Origin of the sequence: Sphingobacterium sp. UDSM-2020 (assembly GCF_016132525.1) — a bacterium.
Lineage (GTDB): Bacteria > Bacteroidota > Bacteroidia > Sphingobacteriales > Sphingobacteriaceae > Sphingobacterium > Sphingobacterium anhuiense.
Window position 1 is genome coordinate 3,003,432 of sequence record NZ_CP066166.1, and the last position, 21,215, is coordinate 3,024,646.

General features: G+C 36.2%; 22 protein-coding genes. 10 read left to right on the forward strand and 12 right to left on the reverse strand.

From position 1 onward, the window contains the following. Nucleotides 1-86: 86 nt before the first annotated feature. Nucleotides 87-356 (forward strand): hypothetical protein, encoded by a 270-nt coding sequence (locus JAZ75_RS12710; protein ID WP_208702245.1) that lies wholly within the window; start codon nucleotides 87-89, stop codon nucleotides 354-356. Between the two features lie 117 nt (nucleotides 357-473). Here JAZ75_RS12710 and JAZ75_RS12715 read toward each other — a convergent pair whose 3' ends face one another. Further along, complete coding sequence (locus JAZ75_RS12715; RefSeq protein WP_132842850.1) at nucleotides 474-1,238, reverse strand: SDR family NAD(P)-dependent oxidoreductase; 765 nt, start codon at nucleotides 1,236-1,238, stop codon at nucleotides 474-476. Nucleotides 1,239-1,305: 67 nt separating this feature from the next. Then, a complete protein-coding gene (locus JAZ75_RS12720; protein WP_021187854.1) occupies nucleotides 1,306-1,713 on the reverse strand; it encodes a helix-turn-helix domain-containing protein in 408 nt (135 codons plus the stop codon). A gap of 354 nt (nucleotides 1,714-2,067) precedes the next feature. Between JAZ75_RS12720 and JAZ75_RS12725 the strand changes: the two genes are divergently transcribed. Then, entirely contained in the window at nucleotides 2,068-2,574 is a 507-nt protein-coding gene (locus tag JAZ75_RS12725; protein ID WP_208702247.1) for a GNAT family N-acetyltransferase, read from the forward strand. Nucleotides 2,575-2,632: 58 nt separating this feature from the next. Here the strand turns inward: JAZ75_RS12725 and JAZ75_RS12730 are convergent, their stop codons facing one another. After that, nucleotides 2,633-3,610 (reverse strand): GlxA family transcriptional regulator, encoded by a 978-nt coding sequence (locus JAZ75_RS12730; RefSeq protein WP_031286881.1) that lies wholly within the window; start codon nucleotides 3,608-3,610, stop codon nucleotides 2,633-2,635. Nucleotides 3,611-3,747: 137 nt separating this feature from the next. On the opposite strand from JAZ75_RS12730, the gene JAZ75_RS12735 reads away from it, so the two are divergent. The 6 genes from JAZ75_RS12735 to JAZ75_RS12760 all read left to right on the forward strand — a co-directional run bounded on the left by JAZ75_RS12735 (nucleotide 3,748) and on the right by JAZ75_RS12760 (nucleotide 8,443). After that, nucleotides 3,748-4,173, forward strand: a complete 426-nt coding sequence (locus JAZ75_RS12735) for an SRPBCC family protein (RefSeq protein ID WP_208702249.1) — start codon at nucleotides 3,748-3,750, stop codon at nucleotides 4,171-4,173. An 18-nt stretch (nucleotides 4,174-4,191) separates the two neighbouring features. Next, nucleotides 4,192-4,641, forward strand: coding sequence for an SRPBCC family protein (locus JAZ75_RS12740; protein WP_021187851.1), 450 nt, complete (start codon nucleotides 4,192-4,194; stop codon nucleotides 4,639-4,641). Between the two features lie 11 nt (nucleotides 4,642-4,652). Next, nucleotides 4,653-5,054, forward strand: a complete 402-nt coding sequence (locus JAZ75_RS12745; protein WP_183917022.1) for a glyoxalase — start codon at nucleotides 4,653-4,655, stop codon at nucleotides 5,052-5,054. A gap of 291 nt (nucleotides 5,055-5,345) precedes the next feature. Next, nucleotides 5,346-6,254, forward strand: coding sequence for an NAD(P)/FAD-dependent oxidoreductase (locus JAZ75_RS12750; RefSeq protein ID WP_208702251.1), 909 nt, complete (start codon nucleotides 5,346-5,348; stop codon nucleotides 6,252-6,254). A gap of 86 nt (nucleotides 6,255-6,340) precedes the next feature. Further along, complete coding sequence (locus JAZ75_RS12755; protein ID WP_208702253.1) at nucleotides 6,341-6,781, forward strand: hypothetical protein; 441 nt, start codon at nucleotides 6,341-6,343, stop codon at nucleotides 6,779-6,781. A gap of 138 nt (nucleotides 6,782-6,919) precedes the next feature. Continuing rightward, nucleotides 6,920-8,443 (forward strand): polysaccharide biosynthesis C-terminal domain-containing protein, encoded by a 1,524-nt coding sequence (locus JAZ75_RS12760; protein ID WP_208702254.1) that lies wholly within the window; start codon nucleotides 6,920-6,922, stop codon nucleotides 8,441-8,443. Nucleotides 8,444-8,714: 271 nt separating this feature from the next. On the opposite strand, the gene JAZ75_RS12765 is transcribed toward JAZ75_RS12760, so the two are convergent. The 9 genes from JAZ75_RS12765 to JAZ75_RS12805 form a co-directional block, all read right to left on the reverse strand. Further along, nucleotides 8,715-9,278, reverse strand: coding sequence for a biliverdin-producing heme oxygenase (locus JAZ75_RS12765; protein WP_208702256.1), 564 nt, complete (start codon nucleotides 9,276-9,278; stop codon nucleotides 8,715-8,717). A 121-nt stretch (nucleotides 9,279-9,399) separates the two neighbouring features. Beyond that, entirely contained in the window at nucleotides 9,400-10,680 is a 1,281-nt protein-coding gene (locus tag JAZ75_RS12770) for a S41 family peptidase (protein WP_208702259.1), read from the reverse strand. A gap of 283 nt (nucleotides 10,681-10,963) precedes the next feature. Continuing rightward, on the reverse strand, nucleotides 10,964-12,088 hold the full coding sequence (locus tag JAZ75_RS12775) for a cytochrome-c peroxidase (protein WP_208702261.1): 1,125 nt from the start codon (nucleotides 12,086-12,088) through the stop codon (nucleotides 10,964-10,966). Between the two features lie 26 nt (nucleotides 12,089-12,114). Beyond that, complete coding sequence (locus JAZ75_RS12780; protein ID WP_208702263.1) at nucleotides 12,115-13,095, reverse strand: hypothetical protein; 981 nt, start codon at nucleotides 13,093-13,095, stop codon at nucleotides 12,115-12,117. Between the two features lie 71 nt (nucleotides 13,096-13,166). After that, complete coding sequence (locus JAZ75_RS12785) at nucleotides 13,167-13,739, reverse strand: hypothetical protein (RefSeq protein ID WP_208702264.1); 573 nt, start codon at nucleotides 13,737-13,739, stop codon at nucleotides 13,167-13,169. A 63-nt stretch (nucleotides 13,740-13,802) separates the two neighbouring features. Then, nucleotides 13,803-14,789: a hypothetical protein gene (locus JAZ75_RS12790; RefSeq protein WP_208702266.1), complete on the reverse strand. Its 987-nt coding sequence runs from the start codon at nucleotides 14,787-14,789 to the stop codon at nucleotides 13,803-13,805. A gap of 43 nt (nucleotides 14,790-14,832) precedes the next feature. Then, nucleotides 14,833-15,570 (reverse strand): HmuY family protein, encoded by a 738-nt coding sequence (locus tag JAZ75_RS12795; RefSeq protein ID WP_208702268.1) that lies wholly within the window; start codon nucleotides 15,568-15,570, stop codon nucleotides 14,833-14,835. A 199-nt stretch (nucleotides 15,571-15,769) separates the two neighbouring features. Beyond that, nucleotides 15,770-16,522 (reverse strand): HmuY family protein, encoded by a 753-nt coding sequence (locus JAZ75_RS12800; protein ID WP_208702271.1) that lies wholly within the window; start codon nucleotides 16,520-16,522, stop codon nucleotides 15,770-15,772. 105 nt (nucleotides 16,523-16,627) lie between these two features. Then, nucleotides 16,628-19,006: a TonB-dependent receptor gene (locus tag JAZ75_RS12805; RefSeq protein WP_232789434.1), complete on the reverse strand. Its 2,379-nt coding sequence runs from the start codon at nucleotides 19,004-19,006 to the stop codon at nucleotides 16,628-16,630. A gap of 338 nt (nucleotides 19,007-19,344) precedes the next feature. Between JAZ75_RS12805 and JAZ75_RS12810 the strand changes: the two genes are divergently transcribed. Then, complete coding sequence (locus JAZ75_RS12810; RefSeq protein WP_232789435.1) at nucleotides 19,345-20,166, forward strand: hemin ABC transporter substrate-binding protein; 822 nt, start codon at nucleotides 19,345-19,347, stop codon at nucleotides 20,164-20,166. A 5-nt stretch (nucleotides 20,167-20,171) separates the two neighbouring features. Continuing rightward, a complete protein-coding gene (locus JAZ75_RS12815; RefSeq protein ID WP_208702275.1) occupies nucleotides 20,172-21,203 on the forward strand; it encodes a FecCD family ABC transporter permease in 1,032 nt (343 codons plus the stop codon). Nucleotides 21,204-21,215: the final 12 nt, after the last annotated feature.

Below are 21,215 nucleotides of genomic sequence, written 5' to 3' on the forward strand. Positions count from 1 at the left end.
TAGGTTCACTCAATAAGTATTTTTAAGAATTCTTTTAAAAGATGTGTTTTTGATTTGATTAAGCTTAATACATTTTGTTTTATTAAATGACTATGCAATTTTTACCTGTTAATCAGAATCTATTACTGCAATTGCAAATTAGAGGTTACAATATATTAGCCTCTGCGCAAGGTATTGATCATGAAAATCCAAGTTACTATCCAATCCAAGTTTCTGATGTATGGGATTATCTCGTTCGCTTGGACTATACTTCTGGAATTGGGGAACCAGCACTAATTGTTATCGAAGATGCCCTTAGGAATATTAAAGAGCAACATTTTGATGGAGCTGTTTTTGTTGATTTTGAAATTGACTAGACTAAGAAAAAAGAAATCATTAATTTAAAATGGTATTAAATTAATGATTTCTAATACTGCATGTTTCAAAATGATATTTGAATACGCAGGTTTTAGTAGCTGAATTTTTTTATTCCTCTATAAGAACATGCCACCTGAAATTTCGATTCGCTGTGCATTGATCCATCTTGCGTCATCTGTGCACATGAAAGCAACTACACCTCCGATGTCGTCTGGAAGTCCTACTCTTCCCAGTGCTGTTTGTGAAGCAATTGCTTCGTTAATTTGTTCATTGTCTCGTACTAAACCATTTCCGAAATCAGTTTCAATTGCTCCTGGTGCAATTATATTGGATCTAATACCTCTTACTCCTAATTCTTTTGCCTGATATTTAGTTAAAGTTTCCATTGCTCCCTTCATTGCCGCATATGCCGCATAGCCGGGGGTAGCGAAACGAGCTAAGCCTGACGATACATTGATAATAGCACCGCCGTCACGTAGCAGTGGCAAAGCTTTTTGCGTTAGAAAGAAGGCTCCCTTAAAATGAATGTTTACCAAGTTGTCAAATTGTTCTTCAGTCGTTTCTGCAAAAGAAGCATGGATACCGATACCTGCGTTATTGATCAGAAAGTCAAACTTATCGGTATTAAATACCGATACAAGTGTCGATTGGATATCAGTGAAAAAGCTGTCAAAGGTTTTGCTGTCCGCAACGTTAAGTTGTAAAGCCACAGCATTTACACCTAAGTTTTTAAGTTCTAGTACGGTGTTTTCTGCCTCAATTTTTTGTGACTGATAGGTTAAGATGATATCAATTCCTTTTGATGCGATTTTGAGAGCGGTATTTTTTCCTAGTCCACGGCTACCACCGGTTACAAGTGCAATTTTATTTTTTGTTTCCATTTGTTTCTTTTTTATTGAAAACAAAGTTAAATGACAAATGTTGATTAAAATGGTGACAGTTTAAGTATTATATCGCTATCTTATTAACTTCGGATGATAATGATTGGAAATAATCTACCCGATATTGCTTTGGAGTTTTTCCTGAAAAACGCTTAAAGAATTTGGTGAAGTTGGAGGGGTCATAGGTTAATGTGCGCGCAATTTCGGCAATTGACATATCGCTATTTTGTAAGAGTGATTTTGATATTTCTGTTAATCTATTTTCCATGAAATAGCAAGGTGAATACCCTGTTGCGGATTTGATTGTATTGCTGAGGTGAATAGGGTGAATGTAAAGCAAAGCTGCAAAATCTCTAATCTCAAACATTTGATCCTTTTTGCCCGATAATATATCTATCAGATGGTTATCTACTTCTCGTAAAAAATCAGCAGTTATTTCATGTTGACGGCTTAAAAACTTTTTTGGAATTTTCATGTCTTCGAAAATGTAATTTTAATAAAAGTATCCCTTATTTTCTGTTTTAAAATAATAAAAGTACTGTTGAGCTCGATTGTAAACTTTGCTAATCTAAATGTAGCAATAAAAAATTATTTTTTTTATTGCTGTATGTTTGTAATTATTTAAATCTTTTTAAGATAGCGTCAAATTTATTGACTTTTCACGTTGTTGTTAATGGTCTTAAATGAGTTGTGAAAAGTAGAAATAATTAGAAAATTGTTATATTGATCTGCTTACTAAGGTGGATTATAGGATTACATATCAAACTTAAAATTTCCATCAGTAACTTGTTTCTCTCGAAAAATGAAAAATTAAACTAGTTAATGAAAAATGAATATTAATTTAAGTGATTATAAGCTAGAGCGGATAGCCCCATCTCAATGGCAAGATTATAAGTTAATCAGACTTGAGGCTTTAAAGACAAATCCTGAATTATTTGGTAGTTCATATGCAAAAGAAGTATTGTATAGTCAGGATGATTGGATTGCTTTATTGGAAAACGATGCACGGGCAATTTTTGCTTTATATCATTTAGATTTATTGATCGGTTTAAGTGGTGTAGTGCTGAATAGAGATAATCAATCTGAGGCCATTTTAATTTCTTCGTTCATCAAAGAGGCTTATCGTGGCAGAGGACTTTCTCAATTATTCTTTCAAGCACGAATTGAATGGGCTAGGCAAAAGGAGTGTGCTCAGGTTATTGTATCACATCGGGCGGGTAATGAAGCTTCAAAAGCAGCGAATCAGCGATGTGGTTTTGTGTATACTTATTCAAAAGAATCACGATGGCCGGATGGTTTATTGGCTGAGGAATTGATGTATTGCTTATGGCTATAAATGTAAATAATCGATAATAGTGATTTGTGATCTTTGAATTGGTTTATAATTTTTAGGTTTATATTTCATCTCCAAGTTTTGAAAATTTGTTTCTGTACTCTATTGGGGTTAAGCCTGTTATTTTTTTGAAAATATCTCTAAACGCTTTTGTATCGGTATAACCTACGTTAAACATAACTTCGGAGACATTCTTTCGTGAGGCTTCAAAATGATTTTTTGCAGCTTCTATGCGTACGCGTTGCATGTATTCGATAGGTGTATTGTTTGTAGCATCTTTAAATCTTCTTTCAAACGTTCTACGACCAATATTGATGAGTTTTGCTAAATCTTCTACAGTAATCTTTTCTTCGTAATTTTTTTCTATATAATCCTGTACTTTCTGAATATCAGTGTGGTTATGGTTTCTTTGACCTCTAAAAATTGCAAATTGAGACTGGTTATCTCTTCCGATATCCAATGCAAAATATTTTGATATCATGACAGCTGTTTCTCGATCTGAATATTTTTCGACCAGATACAGTATTAAATTCCATAAACTGTTTGCACCGCCACTACTATAGATATTCTCGTGTTCGGTGATCACAGCTCCATCTTCGATCTCGACTGCAGGGTATCTTTGTTTAAACTCGTTTATGTATGCCCAGTGGGTGGAACACTTTTTTCCATCTAATAATCCTGTTTCTGCTAGTAAAAAAGCTCCTACACATAAGCTTGCAAGGCTTGTTCCTTTTAAATGAAGTTTTCTGAAATAGGGTAAAGCCTCTTCATTTGCTTTTATCCCTTTATCCATATCTCCAAATGTTGGAGGGATAATGAGGAGGTCTGTTTTAGTAACTTCAGATAATAAGCGGTTTGTTTTTATGGTATACTCTCCGTTATTTGCGGTGATATATTCATTTAAGCCAACATATTCGACATTGAAAATGGGTCTCTTGCCAAAGAAGGTAAGAAATTCATTGGCGGTTTGAAAAGTACGAAATGCGGGTGTAATGCCTTCTATTGTACCATGTTGTGGAACGAAAATGGAAATTTGCATATCTCTTAATTTAGTTAGATAAATGTACAAATAGTTTTTGTCGTTATCCACCCCTATAGTTGTCGTTTTTACAACATGTGACATTTTGAAATGATCTCCATCTTTGTATAAGCATTATAAACATAAAGAAAAGAGGAATGATACAATCAACAAAAATTAACGTTACAGCAATAGTAAATGCTCCCATCGAGATCGTATGGGACGCTTGGAATACACCTAGTGATATCATGCAATGGAATAGTGCAGATCCAAATTGGCACTGTCCTGCAAGTGAAAATGATGTCCGGGTAAATGGAAAATTTAAAAATAGAATGGAAGCTAAAGATGGTAGTTTTGGCTTTGATTTTGAAGGTATTTATGATAAGGTCGAATTATTTAAGGAGTTGGCTTACAGCATGAATGATGGAAGAAAGGTACGTACCGTATTTACGGAAAAGGATGGTAAAACAACTCTTTCGACAGTTTTTGATGCGGAGAGCGAAAATGAGGTTGAAGTTCAAAAACAAGGATGGCAGGCCATCTTGAATAGTTTTGTAAAATATGTAGAATCAAAAAAATATTAATTCCTAAAATTTAATGTCATGAAAAAGAATACAGTTTCCTTACATCGCATTATTCAGGCCAGTCCTGAAAAAGTGTTTCGTGCTTTTGCTGATCCAATAGCACATGCCACCTGGTTACCTCCTTATGGTTTTATATGTACAGTGCAACAAATGGATTTTAAAGTGGGCGGTAACTTTAAAATGACTTTTATAAATTTCAGCACTGGAAATGGGCACTCTTTTGGTGGAGAATATTTAGAGATTTTACCGAATGAATCAATTAAATATAGTGATCGTTTTGATGATCCTAATCTTCCGGGAGAAATGATAACGACAGTTTCACTGAATAAGGTGTCCTGTGGTACTGAACTTCAAATTGTGCAAGAAAATATTCCAGATGTAATACCTGTTGAAATGTGCTATTTAGGTTGGCAGGAATCATTAGATAAAATGAAGAGATTGGTTGAACCTGAAATACCTGATGCATAATTTATAGCAATATGTTATTTCAGAGAACCGATAAAATGATGAATGGTGTTTTTATTACATTTTCAGGAAATTGTAAGAAAGCACTTCAATTTTACCAAAATTGTTTTGGTGGTAAGTTGTATTTTGAAGCATTTAAAAATGAGATGAATAACTATCCGGAGTCACCTATAATTATTGGCTCATTAATTTCTGATATGATTGTAATTCATGGTTCAGATTTGGTACATAATGAAGGTCGTCAGGTCGGAAATTATTTATCTATATTTCTGCATTGTAATGATGCGGGAGATCGCAAATTATTAATTCATAAATTGAAAGTTAATAGAAAGATTACTTATACTCCAGATGAAATCAAACAAAGCTTGATTGAAATAACGGATGCATTTGATGTGCGTTGGATATTGGCTATTTAGAAGATAGCTTCTAATTTAATCGTATTGCAAAAATGAAAAAAGGTTAACTTAAAATTTAAGATAGCCTTTTTTTATTGAGTAGTGTTTTCAATTATTTTGTAAAATAATTGAAATTATATGGTTTGTAGGCATGTTAATTTATCCATCCAAATTTTGATAGAAATGCATCTGTCATGAAAGAGTAAGAAATAATAATATCCGTCAATGTTATTGCAATTAAGTTGCAATAGTTGTTACCTTTAATACACCATCCCACAAAAGTAATTGTTGATGGTGTATTAAAGGTTTATTATGAAAGAAAATAGAATTTATGATGTCATCATTATTGGAGGTAGCTATGCAGGTCTTTCTGCAGCCATGGCACTAGGACGTTCTTTGCGAGATGTGTTGGTAATTGATAGTGGAATTCCGTGCAATCGACAGACGCCACATTCCCATAATTTCTTGACACAAGATGGTAAGACACCCTTGGAGATTGCTACCATAGCAAAGCAACAGGTTGAGCAATATGAAAGCATTATTTTTGAAAATGGTGTCGTGACAGATGGTAGGTTTGCGTCAGAAGGTTTTGAGATCTGTACTGAAGAAAGGAATATTTATATCGGTAGGAAACTTATTTTTGCTACTGGAGTTAAGGATATTTTTCCTGATATAAAGGGTTTTTCTGCATGCTGGGGGATTTCAGTTATTCATTGCCCTTACTGTCACGGTTATGAATTTAAACATCAAAAAACCGGTATTATTGGAAAAGGGGATAAGGCAATCCATCTATCTTCATTAGTTCATAATCTCACTGATCAATTACAGGTTTTGACAAGAGGTGACGCAAATTTTGAAGAAGAACAAAAAGATAAATTAGCTAAAAATCAAATTGGTATAATTGAAACTGAAATAGTAGAAATTGTTCATAAAGACGGATATGTTAAGCAATTGGTGTTTGATGATGGTCGAACAGAAACTTTTGATGCTGTGTATGCTCCAGTTCCCTTCGTGCAGCATTTAGACCTGCCGGTGAGTTTGGGATGTGAGCTTACTGAGGCTGGGCATATCAAAGTTGATAGTTTTCAGAAAACCAATATTCCAGGTGTTTTTGCCTGTGGTGACTCCACCACAATGATGCGCTCCGTAGCAAGTGCTGTAAGTACTGGAAATACAGCTGGAGCGATGGTCAATATGGAATTAACACAGGAAGAGTTTTGATGATGAATCATAAAGGACGATTTGCTTTAACCAAATAATTGGGGGTAAACTATTTTATTCTCTTATTTGTTTATAATAATAAAACTATGTCTAGATTGTTCGTCATTACTTCTTTTATATTTCTCACTTTTGTTGCATGCCAACCAAATACCTCTCATCAGAGGCCAGCTGTGAAAGACAAGTCTCAGGATACCGAATTGCATCGGCAGTCCGGAATTAATTTTTTAGAGGGAGGTCTTACTCATAAAATGGAGAAAAAATCAGGTATTACAGACACTATTTTTATATCTGTCCATAAACCGGATTCCGCTCATATTATACTTGAAAGTCCAACCAATACGGCAAATATCCGTATTGGTCAGCTTTTTTCTCCAAATGGGAGTGCTGATGGTCCATTCGGAAAAGTCCTGGAATATCGATTTAAAGACACAGGCCAATATTATATTACTGTTAGTGAGAATCTTATGGTTGGTGATCATTATAACGGAGCTTATCAGGTGCGAATTATAAATGGTCTGTCAAAATAAGATCTTTACTTTAAATGGCCTGGCCAATAGTTGATTATTGTTAGTATTAGTCCAGCTTTTTATCTTACCATATGCTTTCGTTTTGTATTATAGCAATTAAGAAAGTTTCACTAATATTGTGTCAAAATCTATAATTTATTGACGGCTATAAAACAATTGGCAGGACAGACCCTGTGGTATGGTGTAAGTAACATTGGAGCAAAATTTCTAAACTATTTACTGACACCTATTCTTACTTACCTGATGATAGATTCTTCAGGTGTACGAGATTATGGTGGTTACAGTTTATTGTATTCTTGGATTGCTGTAGCCAACATTATATTTACCTATGGTTTTGAAACGGGGTATTTTCGTTTTTCAAATACACAAGGTGTAGACCGTCACTCACTTTTTCAAACAGCGTTTGGTTCAATATTGCTCAGTACCGCATTACTCATTACGTTTATTTCTTTTTTTACTGTTCCAATTAACAATTTTATGAAGCTTGATGGACATCCAGAATACATTTTGTGGTGTCTTTATCTGATTGGATTAGATGCAATAACTGCTATTCCATTTGCTAAACTACGACAGGAAAACCGTCCCAAAAGATACGCTTTTGTAAAATTATCTGGTATTATTATCAATATACTGTTTACTTTATTTTTCTTAATATGGTTGCCCAAATATGCGGTGCATCATCCGGATGATGCTATTGTACATTGGTTCATTAATAATAACCGGATAGGGTTTTTAATCTTAGCAAATGTGCTCCAAAATCTCTTTGTATTCTTATTATTATTTTCAGAATGGAAGAGTTTTAGGTTTAAGATAAATTTCAGTCTTTGGAAACAGCTTTTTAAATATTGCGCTCCTATGATTTTTATTGGGTTAGCGGGCATGATAAACGAAGTAATGGATCGACAAATGCTGGCGAAATTGCTGCCACAGGAGGTCGATGCGCAAAGTGTCGTTGGGATTTATTCAGCAAACTATAAATTAGCGATCTTTATTACGTTATTTATACAAGCATTTAAAATGGCTGCAGAACCATTTTTCTTCAATAAATCCAAAGACAAAAATGCACCAGCTCTGTATGCAAATGTGATGAAATGGTTTGTAATCACACTTTCTTTAGCTTTTCTTTTTTCTGCTTTATATCTTGACGTCTGGAAATATATGGTCGGGGCTTCCTATCGTTCCGGTTTGGGCATCGTACCGATACTTTTATGTGCTAACATATGCTTGGGAATATATTACAATCTTTCAGTATGGTATAAACTGACTGATCGGATGCGTATGGGTTTGTATATCACGATATTTGGTTCTGTTATTACGCTCGTTGGTAATTATTTTTTTATTCCCTATTGGGGCATGTATGCAGCAGCATGGACTACCTTGATCTGTTATGCGAGTATGATGTTAGTGACTTATTTCATTGGTCAAAATTATTACTATATACCCTATCCTGTTAAAAAAATAGGAATATATCTATTGGCAATGTTGCTATGTTTCTTTATGAAAAGGAGTATTGATGTATATTCCGATTCTTGGACTCAAGATATGCAACTTTTATTACGTATTCCTGTTGCTTTTATGCTGATGATAGTTTATGTTTTTTTTATAATAAAAATGGAGAGGAAGGAATTAAAAAATATACCATTAATAGGCAAGTATATTTAATCTGGTAATTATTAGCCAGACTCACTATTCACAAAAATTTATAATTTGTTAGTCCCAATAAAAAATCGAGACTAACATGTACTTATTAAATGATATGATCTGGTTTGTTTAGAACGACCAGTTGCAAGATTTTGCGGCAAAGAAGAATACCGCTAACCAAACTAAACCTTTAAAAAGGAAAAAGAGAAAAGCGCCTACGCCTAAGCGTTTTACCCATTTTGTTTTATCATTTTTTTGCTCCATTCGTAAATATAAACAATAATGCTGTGTTTTAGTTTACATTTACAATTGGGGAAAATACGTTTCCAAAATTGTAGAAAGTTTGATTTGCCTTCTCTGTCGCAAGCTCATAACTTGCAGGATCTTCGGCATGTTTATTTAAGACAGTCGTAAATCCTGCCCACATTTCACGACTGTTTTCACCATACCCTTCAAAAAACGAAGTGCCTTTAGTGATTCCATATTTGTTCAGCATCTGCACAATGTATGGCCCACCCATAATTGATCCCTCAAGAACATAAAGTGAGCTTAGGGCTTCTAACACATTGTTAACTAGAGGAGCATTAGCTTCTGGAAGATTTTCTACACTTCCGCCCAATGCTTCGATATCCTTTTTTATATAAGAAGAATTACGACGATCTGCTAGATCGGGCAAAATATCCGAAGTTACAAAAGGTGCAATACGATCTTCAACGGCACGGAAATAGGCATAAAAACCTTTTAGAACCTTTGTGTAATCTGCATCTGAACGAATACTTTTTAATTGACGTACGATTGTACCTTCTACGTTTTGGTGAGCAGCATGTGTTTGCTCTTTAATATGTTGACTAAGCATTTTTCTAGTATTTAGTTATAATTATTCTATACAAATATTCGTATTTATTTTAAAACCTTTATGCTGTATAATGATTTATCATCTATGAAAAACGATCTGAATTAAATTGCACATAATTTTTTTAGTTCTTTAATTGAAAATTTGTTTTAAACAGCAGATTCTCACCTATTGTTTCTGGCCAAAAGACGAAAGGAGGATTATCTTTAATATTATCAACACCCTTTTCCAGCTTAGAGTCTGTAATAGAAACAATGTCTTGCAGTGTAGATGCTAGCCAAGGCTCTTTCGGATTACCTATATGTAGGTCTGTTTTTGGGGTGGCTAGGGAAATATCGACAGACATTCCATCAAAATAGTCCGACCAACCATCAGCATTACGAATCAGGAATGATGCAAGATAAATGTCGAAAGCATCAATTTTAAGAGAGAAAAATCCTACTGGCTTTCCAAAAGTTTTCTGGCCAATAAGTCTCACAGGAAAGTAAGGTTTAAAACTACTAATAAGAAGTTCACTAGCTGATGCGGTCCGTCCGGATACAATAAATGATAAGTGTTGTAATGTGTTGAATAGTCCTTTCTTGGCGAAATAATGTGTATTAGCTTTTTCACTATAGTCTACATCGGCCATAGTTGCGGAACGACCTTTATATTGTACAGGATTTCCATTTGCATCTAAATAGGGTTGTTTACTTAAAAGAGTAGCCTTGCCATTTTGGACATTCGGATGAAATTGTTCACTGAACATGATTTTCCCATCCAGTTTTGTAGGTACAATCAAGTTGGCCAAATATTCCGCTGTCTCTACATATCCGCCGCCATTGTGACGAAGATCTAAAATCAGATGAGTCACTTGTTTGTTGGAGAGTTCTGTAAAAAGTCTGTTCAGTTCTGTTCGAACAATAGCGAGTTCGGGAAAGGAAGCGATATAAAGATAGGCTATTTGTTTATTGCCTGAAGTCCAATAGGACAGGTGTGTCGCGTATTTGTATTGGTGCTTTGTATTTGCCACATGTCCGTTACCTTTTTTTGTGTTTCTACTGCGCTCCAGATAAGAGTATTTGGGTTTTCCTTCAATTGGAGACCATTCATATGGTTTGCCATTATGGGCCAATGAGTATTGACTTATTGCGAAAAGCTCACGTTCATAAGCAGTCTGTTCGGGACTAATGCTTCCAAACTTCTTACGAGGAGTAAAATCTGTATAGGAGGGAAGTGATTCCTGCCACCGGTATAATTGTTGAGCATACAAAAAAATTGAATCGAGAATCAGTTCTTTTCGTGTTCCAATGTCAGGACTTAGCCTCTCATCTTGTGTTATAGTTTTATTTCCATGGTCTCTACAGGCACTTAAGAGTAATAATAAACAAATACCAATAGGAGCGGCATGACCCAATAGTTTCATTTGTTTCCTAATAAATTTAGTTGATTTGCCCATATATTTACTTAAATGATTCTTTTACGCCAAATAGACTTTATACTACTGATGTTGAATCCGCTTGAGAATCAATTGATTTAATTTTGCTGTCCCATTGGCTATAAATGAGAAGTTAATCAATCTTTAGTTTTTTTTAACTTTATTTTTCCTTTTAAATTTCTATTTTTGTACCAATTTATTTAATATTGATGCCTCCATATCTGTGGATAGTCAAAGATCCCAAAGGCGACCTCCTTTGGGATTTTTTATTTTAGGGTAATATTGGCCTATCATTCTTTATCGGTTTACTGGATAAGCTAGCCAGAAAAGCAATGATATTTTCTTGTTCTTTACTACTCAATTTTACGTTTTGTATATACGGCGATAACACTCCATTGATCTGTTGACCTGTTTTTTGTGGCATACCGCTACTTAATAGATTGATTAGTTCACTTAAGGTTGCAATAGTGCCATTGTGTAAATATGGAGCAGTATGGATGATATTTCTTAAACCGGGTGTACGAAACTTACCTTTGTCAATTTCTAATTTAGAAGACTCAAAACGTCCGTTGTCCAATGCACCTTTGTTCGTTACGGCATATCCGAGATTGTGAAAATCTAAGTCGGTAAAATACGGACCGTTGTGACAATTGATACACTTTCCTTTCGTGCGGAACAAATGTAATCCCTCGAGCTGTTGGTCGTTTAGCGCCTGATAGTCGCCTTGGACAAACCTATCAAATGCAGTTTCGCCACTGCTAATGGATTTGGAATAAGCAGCAATGGCATCCAGCAGTCCCTCTATGGTCATGTTCTTGTTATTATAGGCCGATTCGTACAGACTTACATAACCAGCTATGGTTTGCAGTTTGGCTGGTAGTGTGGCGGTATTTCCGCCCATTTCAATCGGCGAATTGATGGCCTCAGCGATCTGCTCACGGTAGGTTTTCGCACGCCCATCGTGAAAGAGTTTTCCTTCCAGATACCAGACATTTTCCATGGATGGTGTGTTACGGTGATGTAAAGCTATACCATCAGCTGTTGTTTTCTGATCGATCCAGTATGTGTCCGGATTATGGCACGAAGCACATGTCTTCATGCCATTACCTGTACGGGGATCAAAAAACAGGGCTTTGCCTAGCGCAATAAGCTCAACCTTATCTTTTGAAGGATTAACGGGCAATGCTGCTAGTTCTCGTACTTCAATGTTTTTATACCATTCTGCTACTGGCCACTGTGCGATATTTTTAGTGTATTTTTCTCGTAGCGTTTCTTCTGGGTTAGGCACTATTGTCGGTTCTTCCGTTGATGACTTACCCTTACTGCAGCAGCATAAAGACACGGTTAGCAAAGCTGCCAGAATTACCTGTTTTGTCCAGTAAATTTTTAATAGCACGATGCGAAGTCTTTTGACGAATAAGTTTAATTTACAGCAATGGAATAATTACTTTCAGTCAAGATCTTGCCGGATTTGTCCATTATCTTGAGGACGTTAATTTTACTTCCAAGCACTGTTGTTGGTATTGGGAGGCTCACGGTCAGCTTTGTAACATCAAATACTGCATTAGTTATTTTATAAGAATTGTTAAGGTTATCAACAGCTACAAAATGATCAAAATCGCTTTTGAAATAAAGGTCATAAAGTATTTTGCTGACTAATGGTACAACCAGGTCTTCTCCTTTTGTGGCATTATAAGCAACGTTAGATTTTATTAAGACATCAAGTCCAGGTAGTGCTACTTCGAATGGATCGCTAAGTACTGAGAAGCGGCCCGAAACCAATTTCACCTGGTAGCTACTGCCTGCTTTAAGGTTGTCTGGCGCTGTAAATCTAGCTACAAAAGAGGTTAGAGTGGTGTTTAAAGACAGTAATGTTTGTTTTCCATCTTTTTCTACTAAATAACCTTTTGTTTGTGTTTCATTGGGTATGATATTTTCTCCGACGAAGGTAAAAGTCCCTTTTTCTGGTTCCTTTAAAGAATATATGCCTGTCGACGGATCATTTAATTTCGCCTGTACTTGTGGTTGGTTGACTTGAAAGGATAATGTATAGTTTTTGCTGGAACCATCCTGTGCTCTAACGGTATAGGTAATGGGTTTTTCTAATTGCAATTCTATTGACGTGCCTGAAGCAGGTGTAATTGTGGCCATTTCTGAGACTTTTATGGTTGGTGTAATGCTTTCTGGTTGGTCCACCAGCGGTGGCCAGTATAGGATAATCCGATCTTCTACTATACTTGCCGATAAGGTATTGCCTGAAGCATCTCTGATGCTAAATGATTCGATGTCTTTATAAGGTAAATCGGGGGTTTCTTTCTTGCAAGACCAACATGTCATAGTCAGTATAAAAATAACCAACAATTGGAATGAACGTATTTGTTTTTTCGATAATGAAAGTAGCATGATTTTTTTGATTAAAAAGATCCGCAACCCATCCACAGGTTACGGCATCTTCTATAGATAATTATTGTTGTTTAAAGCGCTTTATACTCGATATTAGCATCAGCTTTTACCTGCAATTGACCAGCAACTACTTGTTGGCCTACATTGCTGAAATTAATTAGTTTGATCGCATATAATGCACCTGAAGAATTACCTACCAAAACAGTTAATGGTTGAATTGCTTTATTAGTATGGTCACTTATATCGTATTCATACCATTCCCCACTACCGAGTGATGTTACTGGTGTAGCACTGCTCCAGTCGGAATCAGAAACAGCCGAGATGTCCGCCGTTACTGTTCTAATTTCGAAACCTGCATTTGCTTTGATCGATCCATTAACATGGCTGAAGAATGCCACCTGTCCACTGCTGATTAGACTTTGAGAGCCACTTCCAGTTAAATCAACATAAACAGCAGGCCAGTTGGCAGCGTTTGATGGGCTCCACCATTGACCAACTACGGTCAAGTTGGTATTTGCTTTTGTTTGAGTAAGCGCCAAAGGAGCTGTTACCTGTTCTGTTTTTGGGGCCGCTGCCCATACTGCTGCCGATAGCACTGTCACGGCCATTGCCGATTGTAAGATTGTTTTAATGTTTAATTTCATGTTGACCTCCTGTTTTTTATTTATTTAATGTTGATGCCACCTTGGCATATTGTGGATGCATGTTTATGATTCCGTTATCGTACTGGTGTACAGTTGCGTTTTAACAATGTCAGGCCAGTCTTTGAACTGGAATTTGATTTGGACATTTTCGAAACTCCCTGTTGGAAGGTTTGCTGGTAGCGAAACCTGCATTTCGGTACGTGTATGGGATTTGATGGTGAGCGGATAATCTTTGCCGTTAACAGTCATAATGACTGCTGTCGGATCGAGTAACACTTTGTTTGAGCTAGCATTGATAATCCAATCCGTATTTTTAGCTAGTTTTAAACCCAATAGTGTTAAAGCTGCATCCGGTTGTCTATAAGTAATCTTGACCGGATTGGCCAATATAATGGTATGATTAAGGTTGGTCACTTCGACATCGTATGTGCCCGCTATGATATCCGAGGGAATACGATACTCCCGTTCTGTCCCTGTATAAGTTAATTGATACCCGTTAGCCGAAACTTTTAAACTATTCGGAGTTGGCATCTGAACACGTTGTTTGGTCTCTTGGTTAATGAGTACTATACTGATTAGAGAAGGGTTAGTATGCATAAAAGTCCCATTTATCGCTGGGAATGCGGTTCCTGGTCCTTGTGTGAGTGCAATAGAAGATGTTAATGCAAAAGTCGCTTCAAAAGAAGGTGTGCTTTGTAATTCAATCTTTAATGTATAAGTGCGGGATGTTCCTGTTGCAGATTTTACCGTATATGTCTTATCTTTTTCATCAGTTTTAACGGGCAGAATCTCTTCTGTGATTTCAGCTCCCGATGATACCTGGATAGTTGGATCAATTACTAGTAATCCATAATAATAGGGTAGATAAACTGTGATCGTATTTTCCTGATTATCTATTGCACCATAGATAACATCGTCATTCGGGAGGTTGGTCACCTTATATTCCAGTATTTTGTCGCTAGGAAGTAAAGGCAGATCCTCAGTTTTAGTACAGTTACTAAACAGTAACCCTAGGAATAGTATGCTTATAAAAGTGTATATTCTTTTCATTTTATCTAAATATTGAACTATCGTATTTTATGGATATTATTATTTAATTCTTGATTTCAAATTTGGTACTTCCAGATTTCGCTAATACATATTGGAAAGTAAAGAATGGTGTGGGTGAAGTTTTATACCAGTCCTTTGGATCTAATAGGTCTTTGTAGATACTCTGTATTTTGATTTTTGCATAGTTGCCATTGGCTGTTCGGACGACCAATGTATGCTCTTCAATTGGATAACAAACATGCTTTTTGTTTTCGGCTCCTCCGCCTTTAATGTCACCACCAAAATCATATAGATACCATCCCAAGCCTTCGCCAAAAGCTCCTGAGTCATCCGTTCCATAAGGTTTTTCTCCTCTTCGGAATTCAGCATCTGAAGGAATATCAACAACATCTTCAAATTTTTTCTTGACTAGAAAAATCCCACCTTTACCGGGGCCACCTACTCCGTCTCCATTTGAGCTATTATTGCAATTGATAAAACTCCTGTATATGCCTGCGAAAGAAATATCCCAGCGTGCTGTCAGCTTATAATCAGGTGTAATAGCCTTATTCTGTTCTAAACTATAATATATAGATGATTGTGCAGTGGTAGGTAAGCTTCCGGCAGGTAATTCTTCACCAAAGTTTTTTACCGTAATTAAACGGTTGAACATTCCTTCTGAAATTTCTGGATTCGGTTCAGGTTCTATTTTAGGATCGCTTTTACTGCAGGCGCCTAGCAATGTTAAAAAAACAAAGATTGCGATGAATTTTAAGAGGTTACTACTTTTTGTTATTTTCATTTTTAGTGTTATATATTGTAATACTATAATTTCAATTATTTCTGTGGTTATTTGATCATTATCTTTATTTATATTAATTCTAAATAATAGTAAAGGTAATGAGTTTAGCTAATCCTTTGTATATTAAAACTGATATTTAATCTATGTTTTTTGCTTGCTGATATTTATTTTACCGAATGGTGTTAAACCGAAAATTTTATTAATTACTTGTGTTTAACGCCTTACTACCATCCTCTTGTACATAGTATTTGAATGTATAATAGGGTGCAGGCCAGTTCATATTTGTGACGGCAGATGGATTACCTTTGTAGGCATTGATAAGTTGTAACTTGGCATATTTTCCATCAGGAAGTCGAATGACGTATGTTCTGTTAGGGAGCGCCTGCATAATGTGATTGTTTAGGCTATATCGAAACCATCCATCTGAACCTTCTGATGATGCCCATCCGATTTTGTTAACTTCACTTTTATTAAATTCGTCATCCGAAGGTGCGACGGTGATACTTTGATAGGGCTGTTTAATTAAGATGACTGCGGTATTATTTGCTTCTCCTTGATATCCTGGATTATATTGGTATTGCGAATTGTTGACAAAAACTTCAGAATTATAGGGGCCAGTAAAAGCTAAGTCCCAATCTTTCGTTTTCAGCCATTGAGTCGAATCTGCTTTTGTCTTAATCCAAATTTGTTTCTGATCCTTGAAACGAAATAGAAAAGTATAAAAGTTGCGCTTTTCTTTACCTTCTGTACCATCCCCCATAGAAGCATCGGTATCCCCTGCAAGATCTTTAATGACGATACTCTTACCATCTTCAAGTACAATATTGTACTCCTTATCCTTGCCACATGAGGCAATAAGAAATACGATAACTGTAGAGAAAATACAACGACCTATTTTATGAAAAGAAATCAATATGCTGCATTCAGCTATTATTAGTTTTATCGTATTCATTTTGTAGCAATTTTAATTATAAAACATCTTGAAAGGAGAGCTAGCTAGCCTTTAAAACTTAATTGCAGTTCTCCTATGTCTACATGTTATGTGGTTTTGGAAAATTTATTCTTTGATCCAACGATAACTCAGTCCACCGATGATGACACGACCTGGTTGTCCGAGTAAATAGCGGCTAGTAAAATTAAACAGATTATCTCCAATGAGACGAAAAGTGAGTTTTCCTTTCATCAGACTTTTTTCAACGGTCATATTTAAAAGCGTATGGTATGGAATGAAAATATCATTCTTGTCTATGAATTGATTTCCATTGTATTCCTGGAATGGTGTGTTTCCCCTAAAATTAATTCTTGCATTGATATTCATATCCCAAGGTTTATATGCGTACTGGGTTTTAAAATTGATCATGTGTCTTGATCTATCTTCAATACCCCAATAGTCTGATTTTTTACTTTGTCGATATTCTCCTGTTTTAGGATTATTGATTTGATTGTAGGGAAAGTTTCCGCTTGCTATACTGTCTAAGACACTTAAATCTTTTGCTATTAAATATTGATAGCCTACAGAGAACTGTAAAACTTTGTTTGCCTGATAAGTAATTGAAGTTTCGAAACCTTTGTTCATCGCCTTCGGCAGATTGCGGTAACTGTAGATCTGAGCAACATTCGTCCCATTCCCGACACTGACCGTATTGATCTGATTATTGATGCGATGATAAAATACGGAAATATCAGCTTGAATTTTTTGACTAGCATTCCATGTTAAACCAATGTTATTAGACAGGCTAGTTTCCGCTTTTAGATTTCCTGCGACTAAATTCAACATATAACTGTTTTTATAGCTCAATTCACCAGCCACATCCATTGCTGAAATAACATCTGCCACGCGTTCAGTACCAACTACCATATAGTTTGCCGCTGGATTGTAGAATACCTGATAACGCATTTTGTAATCAGGAGCTTTAAATCCTGCCCCAAAACCTGCTTTGGCAACAAGAGTTGAATTAATATGGTATTGTAAACCAAGACTTGGGCTAAGGTGACCATTATATACATTCGTTTGGTCATAGCGTAGTCCCAATGTGGTCAGTAGCCTGTCAACCGGTTTCCATTCGGTCTGTAGGTATACAAAACCGGTATTTAGCGATCTTTTAGCATCCAGTTTTTGATCATCCATTACCTCTAGACTTCCACCGATACCGGCAGTAAATTTTAGTTTTGTAATTGGACTATAAGCAAATTGTTGTTCTATGCGATGTACATCTTGACCAAATTCTTCAGCGCCGGCCAATACTCCTTGTTGTAGCCACTGTGCCGCAATTTCTGAGTGAAAACGAGAATAATAATAGCGAGACATACTCCGAATCCCTGATTCAAAGTTATGATCATAACTTGCTGCTATGTTGATGTCCTGATCTTTCTGGGTATCTTTCAATATGGTCTGTTCAGACCAGGCATTGATCATCTTTGATACTCGGCCAGCATACCTCGCCGTAATACCCATTGTTCCATTTTTACTGATACGATAACGTGTGCGTCCTTGAAAACTGTAATTGGTATATGGGGGATAAGTGGTACTATTTGACTGCAGATAGTTTTTGTCGGTATTAAATCCATCAGTCCGGTAGTAGTTCCCGGATAAAACAATACTTCCACGTTGATTGTCAAAAGGTGTTTCAGCTTCTAAAGTTGCATCTACCGTATTTAATGTGCCATATAGAAATGAACTGTGTAGCTGTGGCGTCACTGCACCATGTCGTGTAATAATATTAATAGCACCGCCTAAAGCATCGCTGCCATAGAGACAAGATGAAGCCCCTTTTATAATTTCTATTCGTTCTATATTTGTAACTGAAATTCTTGATAGATCAAAATTCCCACTGTTTCTCCCTAACATGGGCTGTCCATCGACCAATACCATCACATAGTTGCTACTAAAACCCTGTATCTGTACGCCGACAGCTCTTGATCCTCCAGCAATGTCATTGACTATGGCAATCCCTGTTTGTTCTTTCAGTACTTCATCCAGTCGGCGACTACCCATCAATTCGATTTCACGTTTGGTAATAATCTTAACAGGCATAGCTGCATTTTCCGCTTTAATAAGATTGTCTACCGCTTCCAGTTTACGGTTTACTTGTACCTCATCAATATGGCGGTTATCGGTCTCCAATACAATGTTCAGATGTTGTTTTTTATTTTCTAGATCAATGGTTCGTTGGAATTTCTTATAACCAAGAGCTTGAACTTCCAAATCATAATTACCTGCATAAAGCTGATTAAAATGGAAATGACCGGAAGTATCTGTCTTTATAGCCTTTTTATCAGGATATAAATAAACCGTTACGTTTGGTATCGCTTTGTTAGATTCGTTTTTTACAGTGCCACTAATCTGTAATTTATCTTGGGCATGAGCTACTATTAAGTTGCATGCACAAAATATCAGGAGAGAACTTGTTCGTAGTAAGGATCTTGTTGTAAACACCAGGTTATTTTTAATCAATCTAAATAATATTACAAAAAAAGGCAATTGAATTGAACTTTTCTATATGAAAACTGGCATTAATTCTATTTAATTCGATTTGATTATATCCTATAATAATTTTTTAATTGATGTATTTGACTGATTTATAGTGGTGTTTGACTTGTTTTTATCTAAAGTACAAGCAAAAGGTAATTTTAAATTAATTTGTATTTAGACTGATTATTGATTTGTTTTGTGTTGAAAAACGTTAGATAAGTTTTCCTGTCATGATGCGTTTAACTTGAATTAAAGAAAAAAGGATGAGTAGATTTTGCTTTATTATAATAATCCATTGTTGTATGTATATTGCTTTTGATGGTCATGCACAGCAACGGATTATTACATTGAACAGTTCCATTACTGAGACAATATTTGGATTAGGTGTGGGGAATCGTGTTGTTGCTACCGACGTGACCAGTGTCTCACCTATGGCTGCCGCAGCTTTGCCCCGTGTAAGTAAAAATCGTTCAGTTTCAGCAGAGGGATTACTTTCGTTTGAACCGAATATCATCTTAGCAAATGAAGGTGAAGTTCCTGCAGCAATCATTCGACAAGTACGCGCAGCTGGTGTAAAATATATAGCCTTAAAACCCAACTATACAATTCCAGGCGCTTTAAATTATATCCAACAAGTGGCTGATGCTATTGGTCAACCTGCGCTCGGAAAAGGAGTGGTGTCCCAAACAAAGTTAAGTCTGAACCGTATTACTGAAGTGGTTAAAAGTGAAAATAAGGGTAAAGTTCCACCAAAAGTTCTTTTTATTTATGCACGCGGTACGGGCACTATGAGTGTCGCCGGTAAGGGGAGTAGTTTAGATGCAATCATCCATTTAGCTGGAGGAAAGAATGCTATTCAAGAGTTTTCTGATTTTAAACCTTATACGACGGAAGCGCTGGTACAAGCTAATCCTGATATTATATTGCTGTTTGATTTTGGAGCAAGTAGCTTAGGAGGTGAAGAAGCGATTTTGAAGTTACCTGGTATGAGAATTACCAATGCAGGAAAAAATAAACGTATTCTTACAATGAATGCTTCTTTATTAGTCAATTTTAGTAATCGGCTACCTGACGCAATTTTGGAATTGCACCGAGGTTTTGTAAGAATAATGGATTCAAAGTAATCGATGTGTATAAAAGACAGAAGCTAATTTTACTGGCACTTGTATCAATTTTAATTGTCGTGTGTATAATTTCCTTGGGATTAGGGGCTTATTTTATTCCTCCCAAAGATATTTTTTCATTGTTGATGCAAAAAACGCATTTAGCAACAGCAACACCCATCAACAGTATGCATGAGGATGTCATTTTTGAAATTCGATTACCACGCTTATTGCTGGGAATACTTGTAGGTGCAGCATTAGGTATCTCTGGTGCAGCTATCCAGGGAATATTTCGTAATCCATTAGCAGAACCCGGACTCATCGGTATATCATCTGGCGCATCGTTATTTGCGGTCATGATCATTGCTTTTGAAGCACTTGTTTTCACCTCAATTTCAGCTTGGATCGGTTATTATGTGTTAGCTTTTGGAGCGTTTGCAGGTGCAGGTTTAACAGCATTTTTGGTTTATCGTATAGCTAGTAAAAATGGTAAGCCATCAGTAACAACGATGTTATTGGCTGGAATTGCTATCAATGCTTTTGCTGGTGCCCTGACGGGCTTGATGACCTATGTCTCGACCGAGCAGCAATTAAGGACCATTACATTTTGGTTGCTGGGTAGTCTGGGTGGAGCTGCATGGGACAATTTGTTGGCAGTTGCTCCATTTATAATTATTCCCTTAATCTGTTTACCTTTTTTTGGAAAATCATTAAATGCATTCGCTCTCGGTGAAATGCAGGCCGATTTATTAGGTGTACAAACCGACCGTATCAAAAGATGGGTTGTAGTCCTTTCAACTTTAGCTGTAGGAGCTTCTGTAGCAGTTTCAGGCATTATCGGTTTTGTGGGATTGATTGTTCCTCATATTATTCGTCTTATAGGTGGGGCAGATCATCGATTTGTTTTACCTGGATCGTTGCTGTTTGGCGCTTTGGTGCTGACGCTAGCAGATGTTATAGCTCGGGTTTCGGTTGCTCCAATAGAGCTTCCAATTGGCGTGATCACCGCCCTATTGGGAACTCCTTTGTTTTTATATATTTTGATAAAGGAAAAATAATTAGTTCAAATA